Source organism: Pseudomonas sp. NPDC089392 (genome assembly GCF_044749595.1).
Classification (GTDB): Bacteria; Pseudomonadota; Gammaproteobacteria; order Pseudomonadales; family Pseudomonadaceae; genus Aquipseudomonas.
The window spans coordinates 21747-40403 of sequence record NZ_JBIVIF010000023.1 but is presented as its reverse complement, the minus strand read 5'-3'; the positions used below and the strand labels follow the sequence as shown (position 1 = coordinate 40403).

General features: G+C 56.5%; 14 protein-coding genes and 3 pseudogenes. 5 read left to right on the top strand and 12 right to left on the bottom strand.

From position 1 onward, the window contains the following. Positions 1 to 3: 3 nt before the first annotated feature. Positions 4 to 1374 (bottom strand): chromate efflux transporter, encoded by a 1371-nt coding sequence (gene chrA / locus ACIP1G_RS19190; RefSeq protein WP_400739910.1) that lies wholly within the window; start codon positions 1372 to 1374, stop codon positions 4 to 6. Then, entirely contained in the window at positions 1367 to 2308 is a 942-nt protein-coding gene (locus tag ACIP1G_RS19185) for a chromate resistance protein ChrB domain-containing protein (RefSeq protein ID WP_400739908.1), read from the bottom strand. The genes chrA and ACIP1G_RS19185 overlap by 8 nt, the downstream gene beginning before the upstream one ends. A gap of 123 nt (positions 2309 to 2431) precedes the next feature. Between ACIP1G_RS19185 and ACIP1G_RS19180 the strand changes: the two are divergent. Beyond that, positions 2432 to 2721 (top strand): annotated as a pseudogene (locus ACIP1G_RS19180) (transposase); the annotation flags it as partial. 24 nt (positions 2722 to 2745) lie between these two features. Here the strand turns inward: ACIP1G_RS19180 and ACIP1G_RS19175 are convergent. The 5 genes from ACIP1G_RS19175 to ACIP1G_RS19155 all read right to left on the bottom strand — a co-directional run bounded on the left by ACIP1G_RS19175 (position 2746) and on the right by ACIP1G_RS19155 (position 10236). After that, positions 2746 to 3990 carry a multidrug effflux MFS transporter gene (locus ACIP1G_RS19175; protein WP_400739906.1) on the bottom strand — a complete coding sequence of 415 codons (1245 nt, stop codon included), beginning with the start codon at positions 3988 to 3990 and terminating at the stop codon, positions 2746 to 2748. Further along, on the bottom strand, positions 3987 to 5279 hold the full coding sequence (gene fabF / locus ACIP1G_RS19170; RefSeq protein ID WP_400740041.1) for a beta-ketoacyl-ACP synthase II: 1293 nt from the start codon (positions 5277 to 5279) through the stop codon (positions 3987 to 3989). The genes ACIP1G_RS19175 and fabF overlap by 4 nt, the downstream gene beginning before the upstream one ends. Positions 5280 to 5352: 73 nt before the next feature. After that, positions 5353 to 8445, bottom strand: a complete 3093-nt coding sequence (locus tag ACIP1G_RS19165; RefSeq protein WP_400739903.1) for an efflux RND transporter permease subunit — start codon at positions 8443 to 8445, stop codon at positions 5353 to 5355. Further along, positions 8442 to 9545 (bottom strand): efflux RND transporter periplasmic adaptor subunit, encoded by a 1104-nt coding sequence (locus tag ACIP1G_RS19160; RefSeq protein ID WP_400739900.1) that lies wholly within the window; start codon positions 9543 to 9545, stop codon positions 8442 to 8444. The genes ACIP1G_RS19165 and ACIP1G_RS19160 overlap by 4 nt, the downstream gene beginning before the upstream one ends. Positions 9546 to 9621: 76 nt before the next feature. Continuing rightward, positions 9622 to 10236, bottom strand: a complete 615-nt coding sequence (locus ACIP1G_RS19155; RefSeq protein ID WP_400739897.1) for a TetR/AcrR family transcriptional regulator — start codon at positions 10234 to 10236, stop codon at positions 9622 to 9624. An 83-nt stretch (positions 10237 to 10319) separates the two neighbouring features. On the opposite strand from ACIP1G_RS19155, the gene ACIP1G_RS19150 reads away from it, so the two are divergent. The 3 genes and pseudogenes from ACIP1G_RS19150 to ACIP1G_RS19140 form a co-directional block, all read left to right on the top strand. Further along, on the top strand, positions 10320 to 11771 hold the full coding sequence (locus ACIP1G_RS19150; RefSeq protein WP_400740039.1) for an efflux transporter outer membrane subunit: 1452 nt from the start codon (positions 10320 to 10322) through the stop codon (positions 11769 to 11771). Between the two features lie 100 nt (positions 11772 to 11871). Beyond that, positions 11872 to 12242, top strand: a pseudogene (locus ACIP1G_RS19145) (LysR family transcriptional regulator); the annotation flags it as partial. Between the two features lie 51 nt (positions 12243 to 12293). Further along, a pseudogene (locus ACIP1G_RS19140) lies at positions 12294 to 12380 on the top strand (hypothetical protein); the annotation flags it as partial. A gap of 257 nt (positions 12381 to 12637) precedes the next feature. Here the strand turns inward: ACIP1G_RS19140 and ACIP1G_RS19135 are convergent. The 4 genes from ACIP1G_RS19135 to ACIP1G_RS19120 all read right to left on the bottom strand — a co-directional run bounded on the left by ACIP1G_RS19135 (position 12638) and on the right by ACIP1G_RS19120 (position 16660). Next, positions 12638 to 13645, bottom strand: coding sequence for a transketolase family protein (locus ACIP1G_RS19135; protein WP_400739896.1), 1008 nt, complete (start codon positions 13643 to 13645; stop codon positions 12638 to 12640). Then, positions 13642 to 14490, bottom strand: a complete 849-nt coding sequence (locus ACIP1G_RS19130) for a transketolase (RefSeq protein ID WP_400739893.1) — start codon at positions 14488 to 14490, stop codon at positions 13642 to 13644. The genes ACIP1G_RS19135 and ACIP1G_RS19130 overlap by 4 nt, the downstream gene beginning before the upstream one ends. A gap of 18 nt (positions 14491 to 14508) precedes the next feature. Further along, positions 14509 to 15810, bottom strand: coding sequence for an MFS transporter (locus ACIP1G_RS19125; protein WP_400739890.1), 1302 nt, complete (start codon positions 15808 to 15810; stop codon positions 14509 to 14511). 100 nt (positions 15811 to 15910) lie between these two features. Beyond that, on the bottom strand, positions 15911 to 16660 hold the full coding sequence (locus ACIP1G_RS19120) for an SDR family NAD(P)-dependent oxidoreductase (protein ID WP_400739887.1): 750 nt from the start codon (positions 16658 to 16660) through the stop codon (positions 15911 to 15913). Positions 16661 to 16850: 190 nt separating this feature from the next. On the opposite strand from ACIP1G_RS19120, the gene ACIP1G_RS19115 reads away from it, so the two are divergent. Beyond that, the gene (locus ACIP1G_RS19115) at positions 16851 to 17768 is read left to right on the top strand and encodes a LysR substrate-binding domain-containing protein (RefSeq protein WP_400739885.1); all 918 of its coding nucleotides are present in this window, start codon (positions 16851 to 16853) and stop codon (positions 17766 to 17768) included. Positions 17769 to 18301: 533 nt separating this feature from the next. Here ACIP1G_RS19115 and ACIP1G_RS19110 read toward each other — a convergent pair. Further along, positions 18302 to 18487 (bottom strand): hypothetical protein, encoded by a 186-nt coding sequence (locus ACIP1G_RS19110; RefSeq protein WP_400739883.1) that lies wholly within the window; start codon positions 18485 to 18487, stop codon positions 18302 to 18304. Between the last annotated feature and the right edge of the window lie 170 nt (positions 18488 to 18657).

The following is an 18657-nucleotide window of genomic DNA, read 5'->3' as shown; positions in this document are numbered from 1 at the left end:
ATTTCATACCCGCAACATGTGAACTGCCAGGCCGGCCAGTGCGCAGGCGAATAGCACCTGAATGACACCTCGCTTGAAGCGGAACAAAGCAATCGCCGCTGCAACCGCGATCATCGCCGAAGGCCAGTCAAAAGCCCCACTGAAGCCCTTTGGCCAAAGCACGTGGTAACCGAAGAACATGGCGAGGTTCAGGATCACCCCCACCACAGCGGCGGTGATGCCTGTCAGCGGGGCGGTGAATTTCATCTCGTTGTGAGTCGACTCCACCACCGGGCCTCCGGCAAGGATTAAGATGAATGACGGCAGGAAGGTGAACCAGGTGACGAGGCTAGCCGCGATTGCGCCGGCGAGGAATGGATGCTCTGCACCGAACATCGGATGCACGTAACCTCCAATGAATCCGACGAAAGCAACCACCATGATCAGTGGCCCTGGCGTGGTCTCTCCCAAGGCAAGGCCATCGATCATCTGGGTTGGCGTCAGCCAGCCGTAATGCCCAACAGCTCCCTGATAAACATAGGGCAGCACAGCATAGGCACCGCCGAAGGTCATCAGGGCGGCCTTGGTGAAGAACCAGCCCATCTGCGTCAGGGTGCCATCCCAACCAAACGACAACGTCAGCAACCCCATAGGCAAAACCCAGAGGCCAGCACCGATCGCCAGCAGCCGTACTAGGTGACCCCATCTGAAACGGGCATGTCCAGGGGGTGGAGTGTCGTCATCTATCAGGGCTGGGCCATAACTGTTTTTCGCCGCACCATGACCGCCACCGATCAAAAATTTGCTTGGGGCGAAGCGACCACCCACATAGCCAATGATGGCGGCCACCAGCACGATCAGTGGGAAAGGCGCGTTGAGGGCGAAGATGGCTACGAACGAGGCTCCGGCCATGGCCCACAGCCAGCCATTCTTCAGGGCTCGTGAACCAATCCGGTGGGCGGCGTGGACGACAATAGCCGTGACCGCCGGCTTGATGCCATAGAAGATCCCAGCGACTACCGGTAACTCGCCAAAGGCGACATAGACCCAGGACAAACCGATCAGGATGAACAGCGAAGGCAGCACGAACAATGCGCCGGCAATCACCCCTCCCCAGCTGCGGTGCATGAGCCAACCGATATACGTGGCGAGCTGCTGAGCCTCGGGGCCGGGCAGCAACATGCAGTAGTTCAACGCGTGCAGAAACCGCTTCTCGCTGATCCACCGCCTACGCTCGACCAGTTCCTGGTGCATGATCGAGATCTGCCCGGCGGGCCCACCAAAGCTGATGAAACCTAACTTGAGCCAGAACAGGAAAGCTTCATACAAGCCGATAGGCTGCTGAGTCGCTTGCGACGGCGGCTGCTCATTCACTGCGGAGGTGGTATCAACCATTTTGGGCTTCCTCACTTGCAAAAGCCGTCAACAGGCCATCGAAGATGCTCCCGGCGACCATGTTCAGTTGATCGTCATCGCCAATGCTTTCTCTCAAGCCTGCGAGGACACGCTCGATACCTGGTGCCTCGGAAGGTTGATTGCCTCCTACATCCAGGTAGTGAATGACGCCTGCCAGACGTGCCAAGCCTGGTTGCTGAACGGCAAAGCTCTCGATGAGAGTTTCGAAGGAAACCCGTTGGCCAACGTGGCTGAATCTGGCCCCATCAAAATCGAAGCCAAGCGCATTGCTTGGGCAGTCGCTGGGGTTCTCTAGCCACAAGAATTGGGCGTCGGCATCGATGAAGCGACGGATCAGCCAGGCACATGCCAACCGATCCACCCAGGGGCGCTTTCGGGTTGCCCATATGCGCCCCTGGTAATCGCTGCGCTCCAGCCGATTGATTACCTCGTCGTGCGAACTCGGCTCGTCGGAGGACAGTGCACGGCTAATCGCTGTCTCAAGCTCCTGCAGAGCTGAGTCGGCTTGAGCCTTGAGCACACCAGGGAAGAAATCGATGGTCGTCAGCTGGCCGAAGGCCTTCCTGAGTTTGCGCACCTGCCGTGCTATTTGCAGCGCATTATCAGGCGACAGGTCAGCCCTGCAGCCCGCAATTTCCTCCAACAGCTTGGCGTACTCGTCGCTTCTGTCGAATAGCCCGCTGAAGCGCTCTTTGCGTTCAGGCAGCGACAGCAGAAATGCCGTGCCGTTGATGGCCAGCACATCTCGCTCCACGGCTTCGAAGGTTTCTCGGCCTACGCTTTGTTCTGGCAGCAGGTATACACCATCACGCAGGGCTGCGGCGCCAGAGGCCTTCAGTGTTCTCCAAGCGCGCATTCGCTCGGTAGCATTCGCCGTAGGCAAACCAAGGATCAATAGAGACCAATGGGTCATGTAGAAGACTCAACATAAAGTGTATCTTAATCTACATTATACGAAATCCATCCAAAAGCAATGAATCGCCCTTGGTTTGTAGACACCTCCAAGCCTCACAATGATGCCCAGATAGGAGGTGCCATGAGTCGTCAGCATTACCCTGAAGAATTCAAGATTGAAGCGGTCAAGCAAGTGACTGAGACAGATTAAACCCTTCGCCGGTGTTTTCCTGCGCCGCCTGGGCATGTCCTTATACAGCCTCTACGCCTGGGTTAAGCTGTACAGCAAACTCCATAGAGTAGCGTCAGCAAAACGATGGCCAGCAAGTCGTGCTGCCTTGGCCTCGCGCTGAACTCAAGCGTGTGACTGAAGTGCGAGACATCAAAAAAAGACCGCTGCGGACTTTGCAAGGAGTGCAGTTGAAATACGCCACACTCACTTCCATTGAGGAGGTGTCACTCATCCTTGAGTGGTGCCTTTCGTTTGACATATCCAGCGAACAGCGCCATTGCTAGCAAACACACCGCAGTTTGGGTCGCTCCCAGTACGGCCACAGTGGGAAACTTCGACGTGGAAACGATCCAGGTCGACACTGCTCCGATCGCCATGGTCAGAAATCCCAGGAGTGCTGACGCCAGACCTGCTTCTTTGCCGAATGGTGTCATGGTCAAAGCCGTCCCAAGCGGATTTGCGATGCCCATGCCCCACAGGAAAAGCACCATCGACAATGAGTACCAGCCCAACCCTGGATTGCTTGGGCCTAGTGACAACAGTACACCCGCCAAACACGCAGTCGCCAGACCTGCCAAGGTCATGGCACGGCTACCAAAGCGGTGAGCCAAGCGAGGAGCAGCTAAGCCTGCGGCAAACACCACGAAGACGGTTGACGCGAAATACAGGCCGATCTGGAGCGAGCTGAGGCCCATGCCTTCCATCAAGATTGACGGCGCAGCTGCGAACGACGCGAACAAGCCGCTCATCAGCAGACTGGTCGCGAGCGCTGGCAAAATGAAGATGCCGTTGGACACCAGTTTGCCGTATGCGATAAGAATCGCAGGTATCGATTGCGCAACTCGACGATGGTGGGGAAGGGTTTCACCTATCCCTCTGACGTAGAACAGAGCGATAAGGATTGCCGAGACTCCGACGGCGATAAAAAGTGCGCGCCAACCCAACATCGTGTTCAGCATACTGCCGATCAAAGGCGAGAAGCCTGGCGCCGTGGCGGTAGCGATCATCGTCAGCGATAACGCGCGTGCCAGGCTCTCACCCTCATAAAGATCCCGTGCGATGGCTCGGGCCAGAACCGCAGCTGAACATACCCCGATAGCCTGGATGACTCGTCCAAGGATCAGCATGTCCAGGTTGGCTGCGTTGGCGGCCCAGAACGTGCCCACTACAAAAATCATCAATCCACCGACCACTAGCCACTTGCGTCCATAGCGATCAGCAAGAGGCCCAACAACTAATTGGGCGAAGGCAAAGGTGATGAAAAAGCTAGAAAGGGTCAGTCCCAGCTCTTGGGGTGAAACGTTGAGTTGATGAGCAATGTCGGGAAATGCCGGCAGGATGATATTGGTGGATAAGTTGCTGATGGCAGCGAGTCCAGCCAGTAGAAGGATCACTTTAGCCGTGAGGCTGGTTGCCTCTCGTACCACGCCGTTATCCGTATCGGGTTTCGCTTCGAATCGGCTATTCATACGTTGGCCTTCCATCGACGGAACAGTACGCTTGCGTTGACACCGCCGAAGCCGAAACCATTGGATAACGCATATTCGATGGTCTTTTCACGGGCTTTTAGTGCTACTAGATCAAGGCCGGTCGCAGCATCATCGACTTGAGTCAAGTTCAGCGTGGGCGGCACGATCTGATCTTGCAGAGCCAATACCGTGAAGATAGCTTCGATACCACCTGCCGCACCCAGGAGGTGGCCAGTGGCCGATTTGGTCGACGTTACCGCGACGCCGCTCTCAGTACCGAACACTGCTCGAATCGCTGCCAGTTCGCTGCTGTCGCCAACCTGCGTCGAGGTCGCGTGTGCATTGATATGATCCACCGCCCCAGGCGCTACCGCCGCCTGTTGCAGGGCCAGTTGCATGGCACGCCTGGCTCCGCTCCCGTCTTCGGGGCCAGCGGTCAGATGGTAGGCGTCAGCGCTCGTTCCGTAGCCGACCAGCTCGGCCAGTGGCTTTGCGCCACGGGCCAGTGCATGTTCTAGCGACTCGATCACCAGCAAGCCTGCCCCCTCAGCCATGACAAATCCGTCGCGTTGGCTGTCGAATGGGCGGGAGGCTTCCTGGGGCTTGTCCGAAAAGCCCGTGCAAAGCGCTCGTGCAGCTGCAAAGCAGCCCAATGTGACGCGATCAATTGCCGCTTCGGTGCCGCCACAGATCGCGATTTCCGCTTCACCGCTTCTGATCAGTCGAGCCGCGTCGCCGATAGCCTGCACCCCCGCTGCGCACGCTGTGACGGGCGCTCCGAGCGGCCCCTCGAAACCGTGGCGTATTGAGACATGACCTGCCGCCATATTGGCCAGGAAGGATGGAGCGGTGAAGGGAGACAACTTGCGCGGGCCACGCGTGTCTGTGGTGCGTACCGCGTCTGCGATGGCACCGAAGCCACCTACGCCGGAGGCTATAATTGTGGCGGTACGCGAGCGTTCAGCCTGGCTTACGGGATGCCAGCCCGCTTGCTGCAATGCTTCATCGGCAGCGACCAAAGCAAACTCGATGAACCGATCCATCTTCTTGCGTTCTTTGGCGGGGATGATTTGCTCGGGTTGGTAGCCTGCCACTGCATCCTCATCCAGCGTGGGCACGCGCCCTCCCACCCACACGCCAGTGCCTTCGACGACGTCACATGGCAAGACGCGAATCCCGGAATGGCCGGCCAGCAGTCTACGCCACACTTCCTTGACGCCGCAGCCCAGCGGGCTGACAACGCCAGTACCGGTCACCACGATTCGCTTTTGAGAAACATCAGGAGTCATTACGACCTCTCGTTTGATCATGCGCACGCCCTGATATTCCTCTGGGCGTGCGTGGGTTGAAGAGAATTCGCGCTCAAGCGGGTTGCGCGGCTTCTGGCTTACCCATGCGGCTTTTGGGGCGGATCTTGAACCAGATGGAATACATCGCCGGCAGGAATACCAAGGTCATGATCGTGCCCACGAACGTGCCCCCGATCAGGGTATAGGCCAAGGTGCCCCAGAATACCGAGTGGGTGAGGGGGATGAAGGCTAGGATGGCTGCCAATGCCGTGAGCAAGACTGGGCGTGCGCGTTGCACAGTCGCCTCGACTACGGCGTCGAAAGGCTCAAGACCTTCGACCTGGTTGTGGTGAATCTGTCCAATCAGGATCAGGGTGTTGCGCATCAGAATCCCCGAAAGCGCGATCAAGCCAACTAGAGCATTGATCCCGAACGGCTGTCCGAACAGCAACAACACAGGCACTACGCCAATCAAGCCCAGCGGCGAGGTCAGAAACACCATCACCATGGCGGAGATCGAGCGCACCTGCAAAATGATGATCAACAAAGTCAGGGCGATCATGATCGGCAAGAGCGGAACAATTGCTTGGCTTGCCTTGCCCGACTCCTCAATGGAGCCTGCCATTTCGATTTTGTAGCCGGCTGGCAGCTTTGTGATGATGGGCTGGAGGTCTTTCCATATTGCCGTGGATACATCAGGCGGCTGCAGCCCTTCCGCGATGTCACCGCGCACTATCATGGTGGGCGTTCGGTCGCGACGACGGAGGATGGGATCCTCCATACGAACACTCACTTCACCGATCTGCGAAACCGGAACACGCTGACCCTTCGTGCCTACCAGGGTGAAATTCTCGATCTGGGCAGGATCGAGTCTGATTTGGCCAGCGGCACGGCCGACAACCTGGACAGAGCGGATATCTTCCCTGACCGACGTGATCGGCACACCGGTCAGCAGGAACTGAAGCTGCTGAGACACCGAGATGGAAGTCAGGCCAACCGATTGCAGGCGATCTTGATCCAGGGAGAAATGAAGAGTGGGCACGAGCGGGCCCCAGTCAGTATTGACGGTCTTCATCATGGAGCTGGCCTGCAACACACTTTGGACGCTTGCAGCAATCTGGCGCAGTTGCGAGGCGTCCGGGCCCATCACCCGATAGGCGACCGGGTATGGGGAGTAGGGGCCAAAAACCAATTGTGTTACCCGCACCTGAGCTTCGGGCGCTAGACCCTCGGAGGCCGCCTCCCTGAGACGATGCTTGAGGGTCTCACGAGCCTCCTGGTTTTCGGTCAGGACGACAATCTTGGCAAAAGACGGGTCGGGCAATTCAGGCGCCATTGCCAGGAAGAAGCGAGGCGGGCCCTGGCCGATGTAAGTGGTGACAATCTTTGCTTCCTCTTGCCTGCGCAGCCAGGACTCAACCTTGATTGCAGTGGCATTTGTCTGTTCGATGGAGGTGCCATAAGGCATCTGCAACTCCACCAGCACTTCTGGACGGTCGGAGGTCGGGAAGAACTGTTTCTTTACCAATCCCATGGCTAGGACGGCAGCCACAAATGTTGAAACAACGGTGCCTGCTACGAGCCACTTGTGGGAGATCACCCAGCTCAACAAAGAGCGAAATCGGTTGTAATGACGGGTGTTGTAAATAGCGGTGTGACCACCTTCAATCATCTTGATCTGAGGCAACAACTTCACACCCAGATAGGGCGTAAACGCTACTGCCACCACCCAGGAAGCGATCAAGGCGATGCCAACAATCCAGAACATGTTGCTCGTGTATTCGCCAGCAGTTGACTGGGCGAAGCCGTTTGGCATGAATCCGATGGCGGTTACCAGGGTGCCAGAAAGCATTGGGGCAGCCGTATGGCTCCAGGCATACGCCGAAGCCTTGATACGGTCGTAACCCTCTTCCATCTTCACCACCATCATCTCGATGGCGATGATCGCATCGTCGACCAGTAGCCCTAGCGCCAAGATCAGCGAACCGAGGGTGATACGGTCAAAGTTCTTGCCAGTCGCGGCCATGACTACGAATACAATCGCCAGTGTCAATGGCACAGCTGCAGCGACAACTACTCCAACGTGCCAGCCCATGCTGACGAAGCAAACCAACATCACAACCAGCAAGGCAACGAAGAATTTGACCATGAACTCGTCGACGGATGACGTAATGTTCACCGCTTGATCAGTGACCTTGTTGAGCGTCATGCCCAAGGGCATGTTTTCGTTGATTTTGTCTGTTTCGGTCTCCAGGGCTTTGCCAAGGTCGAGGCCGTTCCAACCTTCGCGCATAACGATGCCGAGAAGTAGGGCTGGCTCGCCATCGTTGCGTACCAGGAATGTCGCGGGATCTTCGTAGCCGCGTTCAACGTCGGCTACATCCGACAGTTTCAAAGTGCGGCCCTTTGCGACCACGGGTGTTTCACGAATCTTTGCCAGTTGATCGAAAGCACCATCGACCCTGACCACGACTTGCGGCCCTTGTGTTTCGACCGACCCAGCCGGTGACAGGGCGTTCTGGTTGTCCAGGGCCAAAAAAATGTCCTGTGGCGTTATCCCGAGCGTGGCCAGGCGGTCATGGGAAAAGGACACGAATATCCGTTCAGCCTGTTCCCCGATGATGTTGATTTTCTTGACGCCGGGCACGTGCAGCAACTGCTGACGCAGTGTTTCGGCATCGCGTACCAGTTGGCGCTGCGGTTCGCCTTTGGCTTTCAGCGCGTAGACGGCAAATGTCACGTCCGAGAATTCGTCATTGATCATTGGGCCAACTACACCAGCCGGCATGAGCTTGGCTTGATCACCGACTTTCTTACGGGCTTGGTAGAACTCCTCCTGAACCGCCGAAGGTGGGGTCTTGTCCTGTAGCGAAACCATCGTAAATGCCAACCCAGGCCTAGTGTAGGTTTCGGTACGGTCATACCAACGCAGCTCCTGCATGCGTTTTTCCAACGGCTCGGCAACCAGATCCTGCATCTCTTGAGCAGTGGCGCCGGGCCAGGCAGTGATTATCGTCATCTGCTTAACGGTGAAAGGAGGATCCTCTGCACGACCCAGCTTGAAGAAGGCCAGCGTTCCGGCGAAGGCGATCAGCAAAATGAGAAAGAGGGTGATTGATCGCTCGCGTACCGCGAGCGCAGACAAATTGAAACGCAGTTGGCTCATGGCTGGCGCTCCGTGGCCTGAGCGGTTTGAACCTGCTCCATGACCTCAGCACCATCGCGCAGCAGATGCGCACCCAACGCCACGACCCGATCGCCAATGTTCAGGTCACCTTTCACAACAGCTTTATCGTCACTGACCCCCATAACTTCGACAGCGCGCCATGACACCTTGGCCGGCTCGCCGGCGATCACCCATACGCCGGCTCCGCTACCCGGATCAAAGAGTGCGCCGATGGGGATCTGCCTGGCTTGGGAATGCGTGTTTGCCTTTGGAATATCCAGCGTGATGGTTGCACCCAATGGCGCGCTCGCCAAAGGCCCAGTGAGCACGTACCTAGCTTCGAAAGTGCGCGTTGTGGGGTCTGCTGCATCTGAAAGCAGGCGCAGTCTGGCGGGCATTGTTTGCGAAGGCTTGCCAAAGAGCGTGGCGAGCGCAGTCGAGCCAGGCGCGGGTCGAAGCGTTTCTGGCAAGTGGACGACGGCTTCTCGTTGGCCGGCCTGGGCCAGTCGTACAACCGCCTGGCCAGCACTGACGACCTGACCCGGTTCGGCCAATGTGTCCATCACTACACCATCGGCATCGGCCACTAAGACCGCATATTCGGTGGCGTTTCTGGCAACGTTGGCCTGGGCCTGGGCGGCACTGAGCTGCGCCTTGGCTGAATCAGCCGCCGCCTTAATCTGATCATAGGACGATGCCGAGACCGCGCCCTCGGCCACCAATCCGCGATAGCGAGCTTCGTCGTCAGCGGTCTGTTTGGCACGAGCTCGCGCCGAAGCTACGGCCTCCTGTTGAGTACGTGCCTGCAGGTTCAGATCCACTGGATCCAGGCGCATCAGGGGCTGGCCGCGTGTGACTGTTTCTCCGGTATCGACCAGGCGCTGCAAGATTTTTCCGGATACTCGGAAGCCGAGGTCACTCTGCGTGCGAGCTACCACAACCCCGGAAAACGAACGTGCAAGATCCAAGGCGTCCTGCACCGAGGCCGCTTTCACGACCGGTGGATTGTCTCTTGGGCCTTTTGCGGGTGAAGAGTCCCCGCAAGCGACGAGGGCGAGTGGGAGTAAGCAACCGACTAAGGCGGCAGGACGCAGGCGCATGGGATCCCTTTCTCAAAGGCGATATAGGAATCCCATTTTTATACTGGTGACCAAATCTGTCAATGGTCACGAATTGCTAGGGGGCGAGACTTCTGAGTATCAGGGCCGGCAGTTGGATGATCGCATCCTGCAGCGTATCCAGGTTGTGCTGAAGGAGCGCGGCATTTACGTAAGGCCTCATGATCAGAAATATGGCCAGCGTCGATTCGTCCAGCGGGGTCTTCCGCTCAAACTCTCCCGCGTCTCGGCCTTGTGTCAGGATCTCCAGAATCACCTTACTGATATTGGCTTCATGAGATTTTACCGACGACCACTGGTCGCGCGAGGCCACTGCTGCTATGTCATAGAGCTTTCGCTCATGGAAGAAAAGGTCAGAACCGCCCTCTGCAATCGTTCGGAATAGACGCCTTAGCTTTTCCGATGCGGTGGGGGCGTCGCTGGTCGCCGTCTCAATGCGCTGCATGATGAGTGCAAGCCGGCTGGAACAAATCACCTCACCGATAGCTTGTTTGGATTCGAAGAATTTATAGATGTAGGCCTTTGAAAATCCGATTGATTTGGCCAAGTCCGAGACGGTGGTCTTGTCGTACCCATAGTGGGCGAAGTGCTCCATGGCAGCCTGGATGATCTGATCCCTCACATCGTGGTCGGCTGGCCCTCGCGCAGGCGAGGGTGGAGAAGATTTACTCATTTTTGAAGCGTCCTGGAACTGATTGACAGGTTGTGACCAAAATATAATATGGTCACAACCCCTCTTGGTCTATGAGAATCATCATGCTTCCCTACCGAACGATTGCTCTGCTGTTGAGCTCCAGTCTCACTGCAGGGTGCATGGTTGGCCCGGATTATAAACAGCCAGAGGTTTCGCTGGCCGATCATTACGTCACGAGTTCACAGGCGGTGGCCGCGGTCGGTAGCCCATCCAGGAACTTCGACACCTGGTGGGAAGGATTTGGAGATCCTTTGTTGAGCAGACTTGTGACCGAGGCGCTGGGGCAAAACCTGCAGCTAGCACAAACACAGGCCCGAGTAGCTCAGGCTCGCGCGGCACTGGGCTCCGCGACAGCTGCGCTTGTGCCGTCAGCGGGCCTCAATGGTCAAGCTGCACGCGCACGTCAATCAGTTGAAACGCCATTAGGCCAGGTGCTGAATTCAACGCCTGACTATGACCGCTACGGCAACAGCTATGAACTCAATCTGGAAGCAACCTGGGAAATAGACTTGTTTGGAGGGCTTCGTCGTGATCGACAAGCCGCCATTGGTGAGTACCAGGCTTCCGAAGCGGGGGCAGTCGCGACTCGTCTTTCCGTTGCCGCGCAAACAGCAGATATCTACACCACTGTGAGGGGGCTGCAGACGCGTCTGGCCATCGCGCAGAAGCAGGTGCAGACACAGCAAGACCTCCTAGCCAAAGTCAACCTGCTCAACCGCAAAGGTCTGGCGCCTGACTACGAGGTTCGTCAAACCGAAGGCGAACTGTCTCAGGTCGAAGCAACCGTTCCGGTTTTGCGTGCGGGGCTAGATGCTGCTCTCAACGCTTTGGACGTCATGCTTGGTACTGCGCCAGGTACTCACCGATCCCAAATGGCCACGGCCTCGCCAATCCCTCTAGTGCCTCCGCTTGCGCAAATCGGCAAACCTTCTGATCTGCTCCGCCGTCGACCCGACCTGATCGCTGCAGAGCGCAGGCTTATGATTGCCAATGCCATGATCGGCAGTGCGATCAGTGAGTATTACCCAAAATTCTCAATTGGCGGCCTGATCGGCAGTGCATCTACCTCTGGCGAAACATTTTTCACGGGCGATGCCAACCAATCAGCCGTGTTGCTCGGCTTGAGGTGGCGACTCTTTGATTTTGGCCGCATTAACGCGCAGATAGATCAGGCCAAAGGACGTGAAGCCGAAGCGCTGGCCTTCTACCGGCAGTCTGTGTTGAGTGCTTCGGAAGATGTTGAAACAACTTTGTCGGCATTGATAAATCGGCAAGCGCAGGCCCAGTCACTCACAAGCGGTGAGGCATCCCTAGAGCGGGCTCGACGGTCGTCCTTCGTAGCATTCCAGAACGGCGTAGCAAGTTTGATAAACGTTTTAAACGCAGATCAGCAACTCCTCAGGGCATCAGACTCTCGAGCAGTTGCTCAAACTGAAGCTACGCGTGCAGCGATTGCTGCCTACCTCGCTCTGGGGGGCGGGTGGTCACCTAACTCAGATGTGGCACAGCGATGATGGGACTGCGTAAATGCCTTGGCTGTGTGAAAACGCGCTAAGCACGTCGAAAACTGAAGTCGCGAGATAACTGCCGATCGTAGACTGCCTTCGACGAAGGGTGGTCTGGGTAGGCTCTCCCTCGTTTGAACTCTGGAAGAGAGATCCAGTGCCAATCGCCGTTTACGATAAAGAAAGTCTTGCCCGCCGCAATGCCGTCCGCTCCCTGACGCTCCAGGGGCGAGACTTCAAGGTCGTCTATCACAGCTCAAGTCTTGCCGGGCAGGTCGCTGCTGTTGAAGGTGGGCTTGCAATCGCGGCAGTCACTCAGTGCAGCGTCCCTGCGTCGCTCAGCGTGCTCACCAAAGAGCATGGCGTGGGTCATATAGAGCCCATGCAGGTCGCCGTGATTCGGAGCAAGGCTTCCGGTGGCTCATGGCAGTGGATAGTCTGCACAAATTCATCATCGGTGCACTTAGGCAGGCTCGTTAGCACTGCATGCCTCAATCAGACATGCAAGGTGTAACGGCCAGACGCTTACTCTGGCGCAACGCTTCGCTGCGTTCCAACTATCAGCGCGATATTGATGAAAACCGGTTGATTCTGACTTATACGCTGCCATTGCTCTAGACATCAAAGCCATGTGCGAGGAATGACCGCTAATCATTGGCGGTAAGGCCTGCAAGGAGTTGTCGGCCTTTTTTGTTTTCACTATGCCAGCGGACGGGCGTGAAAAGGGAGCTCCTGCATGTGTGAGGGGGCTCTGATTTGATATGAGCAGAGTAGACAAGCCGCTGCTCGGATGTCAGCACCTTGTTCGTTGGCGTAGCAGCGCCATGCTCTGAATGGCGAAGAATAGGAGGGCTGAGTTGCCCTCCTTTGCGTCGTCACATCCAGCTTTTAATCTGAGTGCAAACCGCCTCTGTAGATATGCCGTACCGATCATGCAACGTCGGCAGTGCTCCGGCATCGAGGAAAGCATCCGGCAGGGCAATTTGACGGAAGGTGGGTGCCACCCCGTTGCGCAGCAGCAAACCTGCAACCGCTTCGCCAAGGCCGCCGATGATTGAGTGGTTCTCGGCGGTTACCACCAAGCGCCCGGATTTACGGGCCTCGCTGAGAATTGCTTGTTCATCCAAAGGCTTGATCGTCGGTACATGCAGCACGGCCACGTCAATCCCGTCCTTTTGTAACTGTGCTGCCGCTTCTAGCGAGCGCATTGTCATCAAACCGGTTGAAATAATCAGCACGTCCCTGCCAGTGCGTAGCGTCTTGGCCTTGCCTACCTCGAATTTGTAGCCGTACTCGTCGAGCACCAGCGGCACGTTACCACGCAGCAAGCGCATGTACACGGGGCCCTGATGCTCGGCAATTGCTGGCACCGCTTGTTCGATTTCCAAGGCATCACAGGGATCGACAATCATCAGGTTTGGCATGGCGCGGAAGATCGCCAGATCGTCGGTCGCTTGGTGGCTTGGCCCATAACCGGTGGTAAGGCCTGGCAGCCCGCAGACGATTTTCACGTTCAGGTTTTCTTCGGCGATCGCCATGCAGATAAAGTCATAGGCGCGCCGTGAAGCGAAAACAGCGTATGTCGTTGCAAATGGTACGCAACCTTCACGCGCCATACCGGCAGCAGCGCTCATGAGCAATTGTTCGGCCATACCCATCTGATAGAAGCGTTCCGGGTGGGCCTTGGCGAAAATATGAAGGTCAGTGTACTTCGACAAGTCAGCCGACAGGCCGACGATATCCGAGCGCTGATCTGCAAGCGAAGCCAGCGCATGCCCGAATGGCGCAGAGCGCGTTGCCTGACCTTCGGCGGCGATAGAGGCAATCATTGCCGATGTCGTCAGTCGTTTCTTACCGGTCTCGGTAGTGTTTACGCGGCTCATACGGTTCTCCCGACCTTCAGATTTTTCAGTGCCAGATCCCATTCGTTCTCATCAACGCGGATGAAATGCGTCTTTTCACGGTTTTCAAGGAAGTCCACGCCTTTGCCCATTTTGGTATCGCAGATAATGACGCGAGGCTGCGGGCCTTGATGGCTGCGTGCTGCATCGAAGGCTGTGACCAATGCGCCGATGTCATTGCCATCCACACGCTGAGTGAACCATCCAAAGGCTTGCCAACGGTTGACAATCGGCTCGAAGGCCAACACCTCACTCGAATGCCCGTCGGCTTGCTGGTTGTTGACGTCGATGATCGCGATCAGGTTATCGAGCTTCCAGTGCGAGGCCGACATTGCAGCTTCCCAGGTCGAGCCCTCGTTCAGCTCACCATCAGACAACAGGTTGTAGACAAACGAATCGGATTTTTTGCGTTTCAGACCCAGGCAAGCACCAACGGCAATACCCAGTCCGTGGCCGAGGGAGCCACCGGTGATTTCCATGCCTGGCGTGTAGGCCGCCATGCCTGACATCGGCAAGCGGCTGTCATCTGAACCGTAGGTTTCCAGTTCGTCGAGGGGGATGACCTGGGCCTCGATCAGCGCTGCATACAGGGCAATGGCGTAGTGACCGATCGACAGATAAAAACGGTCGCGCCCTTCCCATTCAGGATTTTGCGGCTGATAGCGCAGTGCGTGAAAGTACGACACTGCCAGCAGATCGGCAGCTCCAAGCGCTTGGCCGACGTAGCCTTGGCCTTGCACTTGGCCCATGCGCAGAGCATGGCGGCGAATGTTGAAGGCGCGCTCGGCCAAAGCCGAGAGCCCGGTGTTTGAGGCATTGACAGCCATGGTGATAACTCCGAGTAGTTAACGATTGACCGAAGCAGCTGGAATACGCAGCACCAGGCACGCGCCGATGCACAGCACCCCGGTGATCAGGTACATGCCGATGGCGCTCGAACCGGTCGTGGTGGTAATCCAGCCGATCAAGTAGGGTGAACAGAAGCCCGCGAGGTTGGCAAAACTGTTGATGCCGGCAATGCCTGCCGCCGCAGAGACTCCGCCAAGCAGAGTGGTTGGCAGCATCCAGAACAGTGACGACGCCGAAAGCACGCCGGCGGCGGCCACGCAGAGGCTCAGCACTGACAGCAGCAGGTTACCGCCAAGCATTGCCGCAAGCGTCAGGCTGACGGCCCCTGCGAGCATCGGCAGGATCAGGTGCCAGCGACGCTCGCGATGCTTGTCGCCGCTGCGTCCCATAAGCAACATTGTGGCGATGGCGCACATGTAGGGCAGGCTGGTCAGCAAGCCGATGTGCAATGGGTCGGAAACCCCGGCATTGCGGATGAGGGTTGGTAGCCAGAAGGTGATTGCGTACTGGCCCATGACGACGCAGAAGTAGATAGATGCCAGTAGCCATAGGCGGCTGTCACGGATGAACTCGCGTGGCGATCCATGAGTGACCTTATGACTGTTGTCTTCGGCCAATTCTTTATTGATCAGCGCTTTTTCTTCATCAGTTAACCAGGTGGCCTGATGCACGCCGTCTTTGAGGTAGCTCAGTACCAGCAGTCCGACGATTACCGTAGGAATCGCTTCCAGCACGAACATCCATTGCCAACCTGCCCAGCCGTGAACACCCGCGAACTGATTCATGATCCAGCCTGACAGCGGGCCGCCGATCATGCCCGACAGCGGGATAGCCACAAACCAGAGCACGGTCATTTTGGCGCGCCGGTAGGAAGGGAACCAGTAAGTCAGGTACAGCAGTAGGCCGGGGGCCAGGCCTGCTTCGGCGATCCCCAGCAGAAAACGCAGTGCATAGAACTGCCAGGCGGTCTCAACGAAAGCGAAGAGGGCAGAGATGATGCCCCAGGAAATCATGATTCTGGCAATCCAGCGCCGCGCGCCGACTTTGTGCAGGATCAGATTGCTGGGTACCTCACAGAGGAAGTAACCGATGAAGAACATACCCGCGCCCAAACCGTAAACGGTTTCGCTCAGCGAAAGGTCGTTCATCATCTGCAGCTTGGCAAAGCCGACATTCACCCGATCCAAATACGCGCACAGGTAGCACAGCATCAAGAATGGCATGAGTCGCCAGGCGGTTTTGCGGTAAGCATTCGAACGCACGGTCGAGGCCGCGTCGAGTGGCATTGTGGTAATCATGACAGTCTGATCTCTTGTTTTTATAGACCACCCAGCGGTAACGCCGAGTGGGTCATCGATTCAGAACAGGGCGGGCCGTTAACAACCCACGTACTTCAACTCAATGAATAAGCATCCCGCCATTCACGTCTAGGGTGATACCGGTGAGGTAGGAGGACAGGTCACTGGCAAGGAACAATGCAGCGTTGGCCACGTCCTGGGCTGCACCCAGGCGGCCGAGCGGGATGCCTTCGATGATTGCGTGTCGACGCTCGTCTTGCATGAGGCCACCTGTGATGTCGGTGTGTATCAAGCCTGGGGTGATGGAGTTGACGCGAATCTGGTCAGGGCCAAACTCTCGGGCGATGGCCTTACCCAGGCCCAACACGCCGGCTTTGGCCGCACTGTAGTGTGGGCCGCCAAAAATGCCGCCCCCACGTTGGGCGGAAACGGAAGACATGCACACAATGCTGCCTGCCGATTGGGCTCGCATGGTCGGAATTACGGCCTGCGACATGAGGAGGGTGCCTCGCAAGCTAACATCCAGCACCTTGTCGTAATCGGAGGGGCGAATATCCAGCGTCTTGATAGGCTGGGTAATCCCTGCGTTATTGACCAGCACGTCGATACGTCCGAAGTGTTCAAGAACCTTAGCCACCGCGGATTTCACTTGCGCTTCATCAGCGACGTTGGCTCCCAGCCCCAGATGGCCTTCGCCCAGCGCCTCAGCAGCATCACGTGCCGAGGACTCATCGAGATCCACGATTACCACTTTGGCGCCATGTTTAGCGAAGGTGATGGCCGTGGCGCGACCGATCCCTCGCTCCGATGCAGCGCCAGTGATGATGGCAACTTTACCTTGAAGCAGCATGAAGAGTACCTCTGATTGTTTTTATGGTTCGACTCGATGATCGATGATTCAGAGTGTTCCCTTGCAGCTGCTCGAGCAATTATGTAAACGTCACTAGTGGGTGAATAAATTTCACCTCTCGCCAATTCGCACATCCGGTGGTTGAATCCGATGTGGCCTGGACAGCAATAAAAACCGAGTGAGAGCAGCTATGCGCCAAGACGACCGTGCACCCATTGACCTCCCACCGTTGAGATCTATTCAAGCCTTCGAGCAAACTGCTCGATTCGGAAATCTGGCAAGGGCGGCAGAAGTGCTTGATCTGACACCTTCCGCCGTCAGTCACCAACTGGCCAAACTCGAAGCGCTGATAGGTCGTCAGCTGTTCGTTCGGGCAGCACGTGGTGTGACACTGACTCCGGTAGGTGAGCAGTATCTGAAAGATATTTCGGGGCTGTTGCATAGCCTGGAGATGGCCACTGAGCGCGCAGCCAGTGATGTAAGCCTGGATTGCCTGCGACTGCATTCGTCACCTAGTTTCGGCTTGCTCTGGTTGATGCCCCGTCTGCAAGCGTTTCGCAATAGCCACCCTGATATTCAGATAAATCTTTCCTGCTCCTATGAATCGTTGCATTTCAGCAGAGACAAGATTGACGTCGACATCCGTCACGGGCATCCCAATTGGCCGAGCTATGAGGTGCGTACCGTTCGACACGAAACGTTTGCGGTTTTGGCAGCTCCCTCGTTGCTTGCTCGGAATCCGGTTACCCAGGCTGCGGATCTCTTTGAGCGGGACTTGATTCTGTCGGAAGCCACACTGCTTAAATGGCCCGCGTGGTTCGCTCAGCACGGCCTGGCGCGTCCGGAGCATCCCTACGCGTTGAGTTTTGATCGCTCGTACATGACGCTTGAGGCGGCAAGCCATGGTCTGGGCTTTGCCCTGGAAAGTACTTTGCTTGCCCAGAAATATTTAGCATCAGGAGCGCTCGTAGAGGTAGCGCCCGAGCGCTTGACAGCCCCAGTGGCAGCGCATCACTTGGTATTTCCCAAGGCTCACTCAAGCTTTCCTCGCGTCAGAAGGTTTTTGGAGTGGATGGAGAGCGAGCTAGGGCATAACTTTGTCTTCTGAAGGTGCGTCTGAACGCTAGCTTAAGTCTTGCCCTTATCTTTCAACTGAGGAATGCAAAGTTGTGGTGATCAAGCGTTATTTAACCTTGTGGGATTTATTTAGCCCTGAATTAGGCGCGAGGCTTTAACGGAAATTTGTCAGGAATTGGCGACAATTTTGAATTCCGCTAAATATTATGAGGATGAAGTTGGCGTCTGGCCTCCAGGCCAACCCAGGACATCCACTAGCATTGAATCGATTAAGTGAAAACGTGCGTCTTGTTCTGTTGCAATGGTACTCATGTTGTCTTGAGTATAATGTTTTAGGCGCTGAAAACGACGTAAGCATCATCAGATTTTATATTGCACCATTCCCTAGCAAAAATTCTTAGCGTTTTGGCAGACCAGATTCAGCTTAGCCGGTGGTCGGCAACCTGCCACGAGCTGAATCGATAAAGTTCAGAAACCGATAAAGTTTTGATTCTCAGGGAATGGTAGGAGTAGGGGCCGGCGCTTGCCCTGGTAGCTAGAAGCTGACAAGACTAGGGGCCCAGATCAAATCCAGTTGACTAGGATGATGCCGTCGCCTTTCATCCTCCAGTAAGCAGCGGAATGAATATTCTTGACGCCACCCCAAATGTCCTTGCCCGCATGCCCCAGCACGATGATTTGCAGGTTGGAGCTGGAGCACCAGATGCCTTGCGTATGTAAAGAGTTAATAGATTTGTCTGGGGTCGGCATGGCCACTATTTACTTTTGGCGAAGACCAGGCTCAGAACGTAATCGTTGAATGAGGCTTCAGGTGGTTCAGTTGCTCGTGCTGGCTTGTGTGAGCTTTCCTGTCCTGGCTGCGAGTTTTTATCCATTGCGCAAAGACCTTGGCAGTCCTAGCCTTCAGCGATCCAATAAGC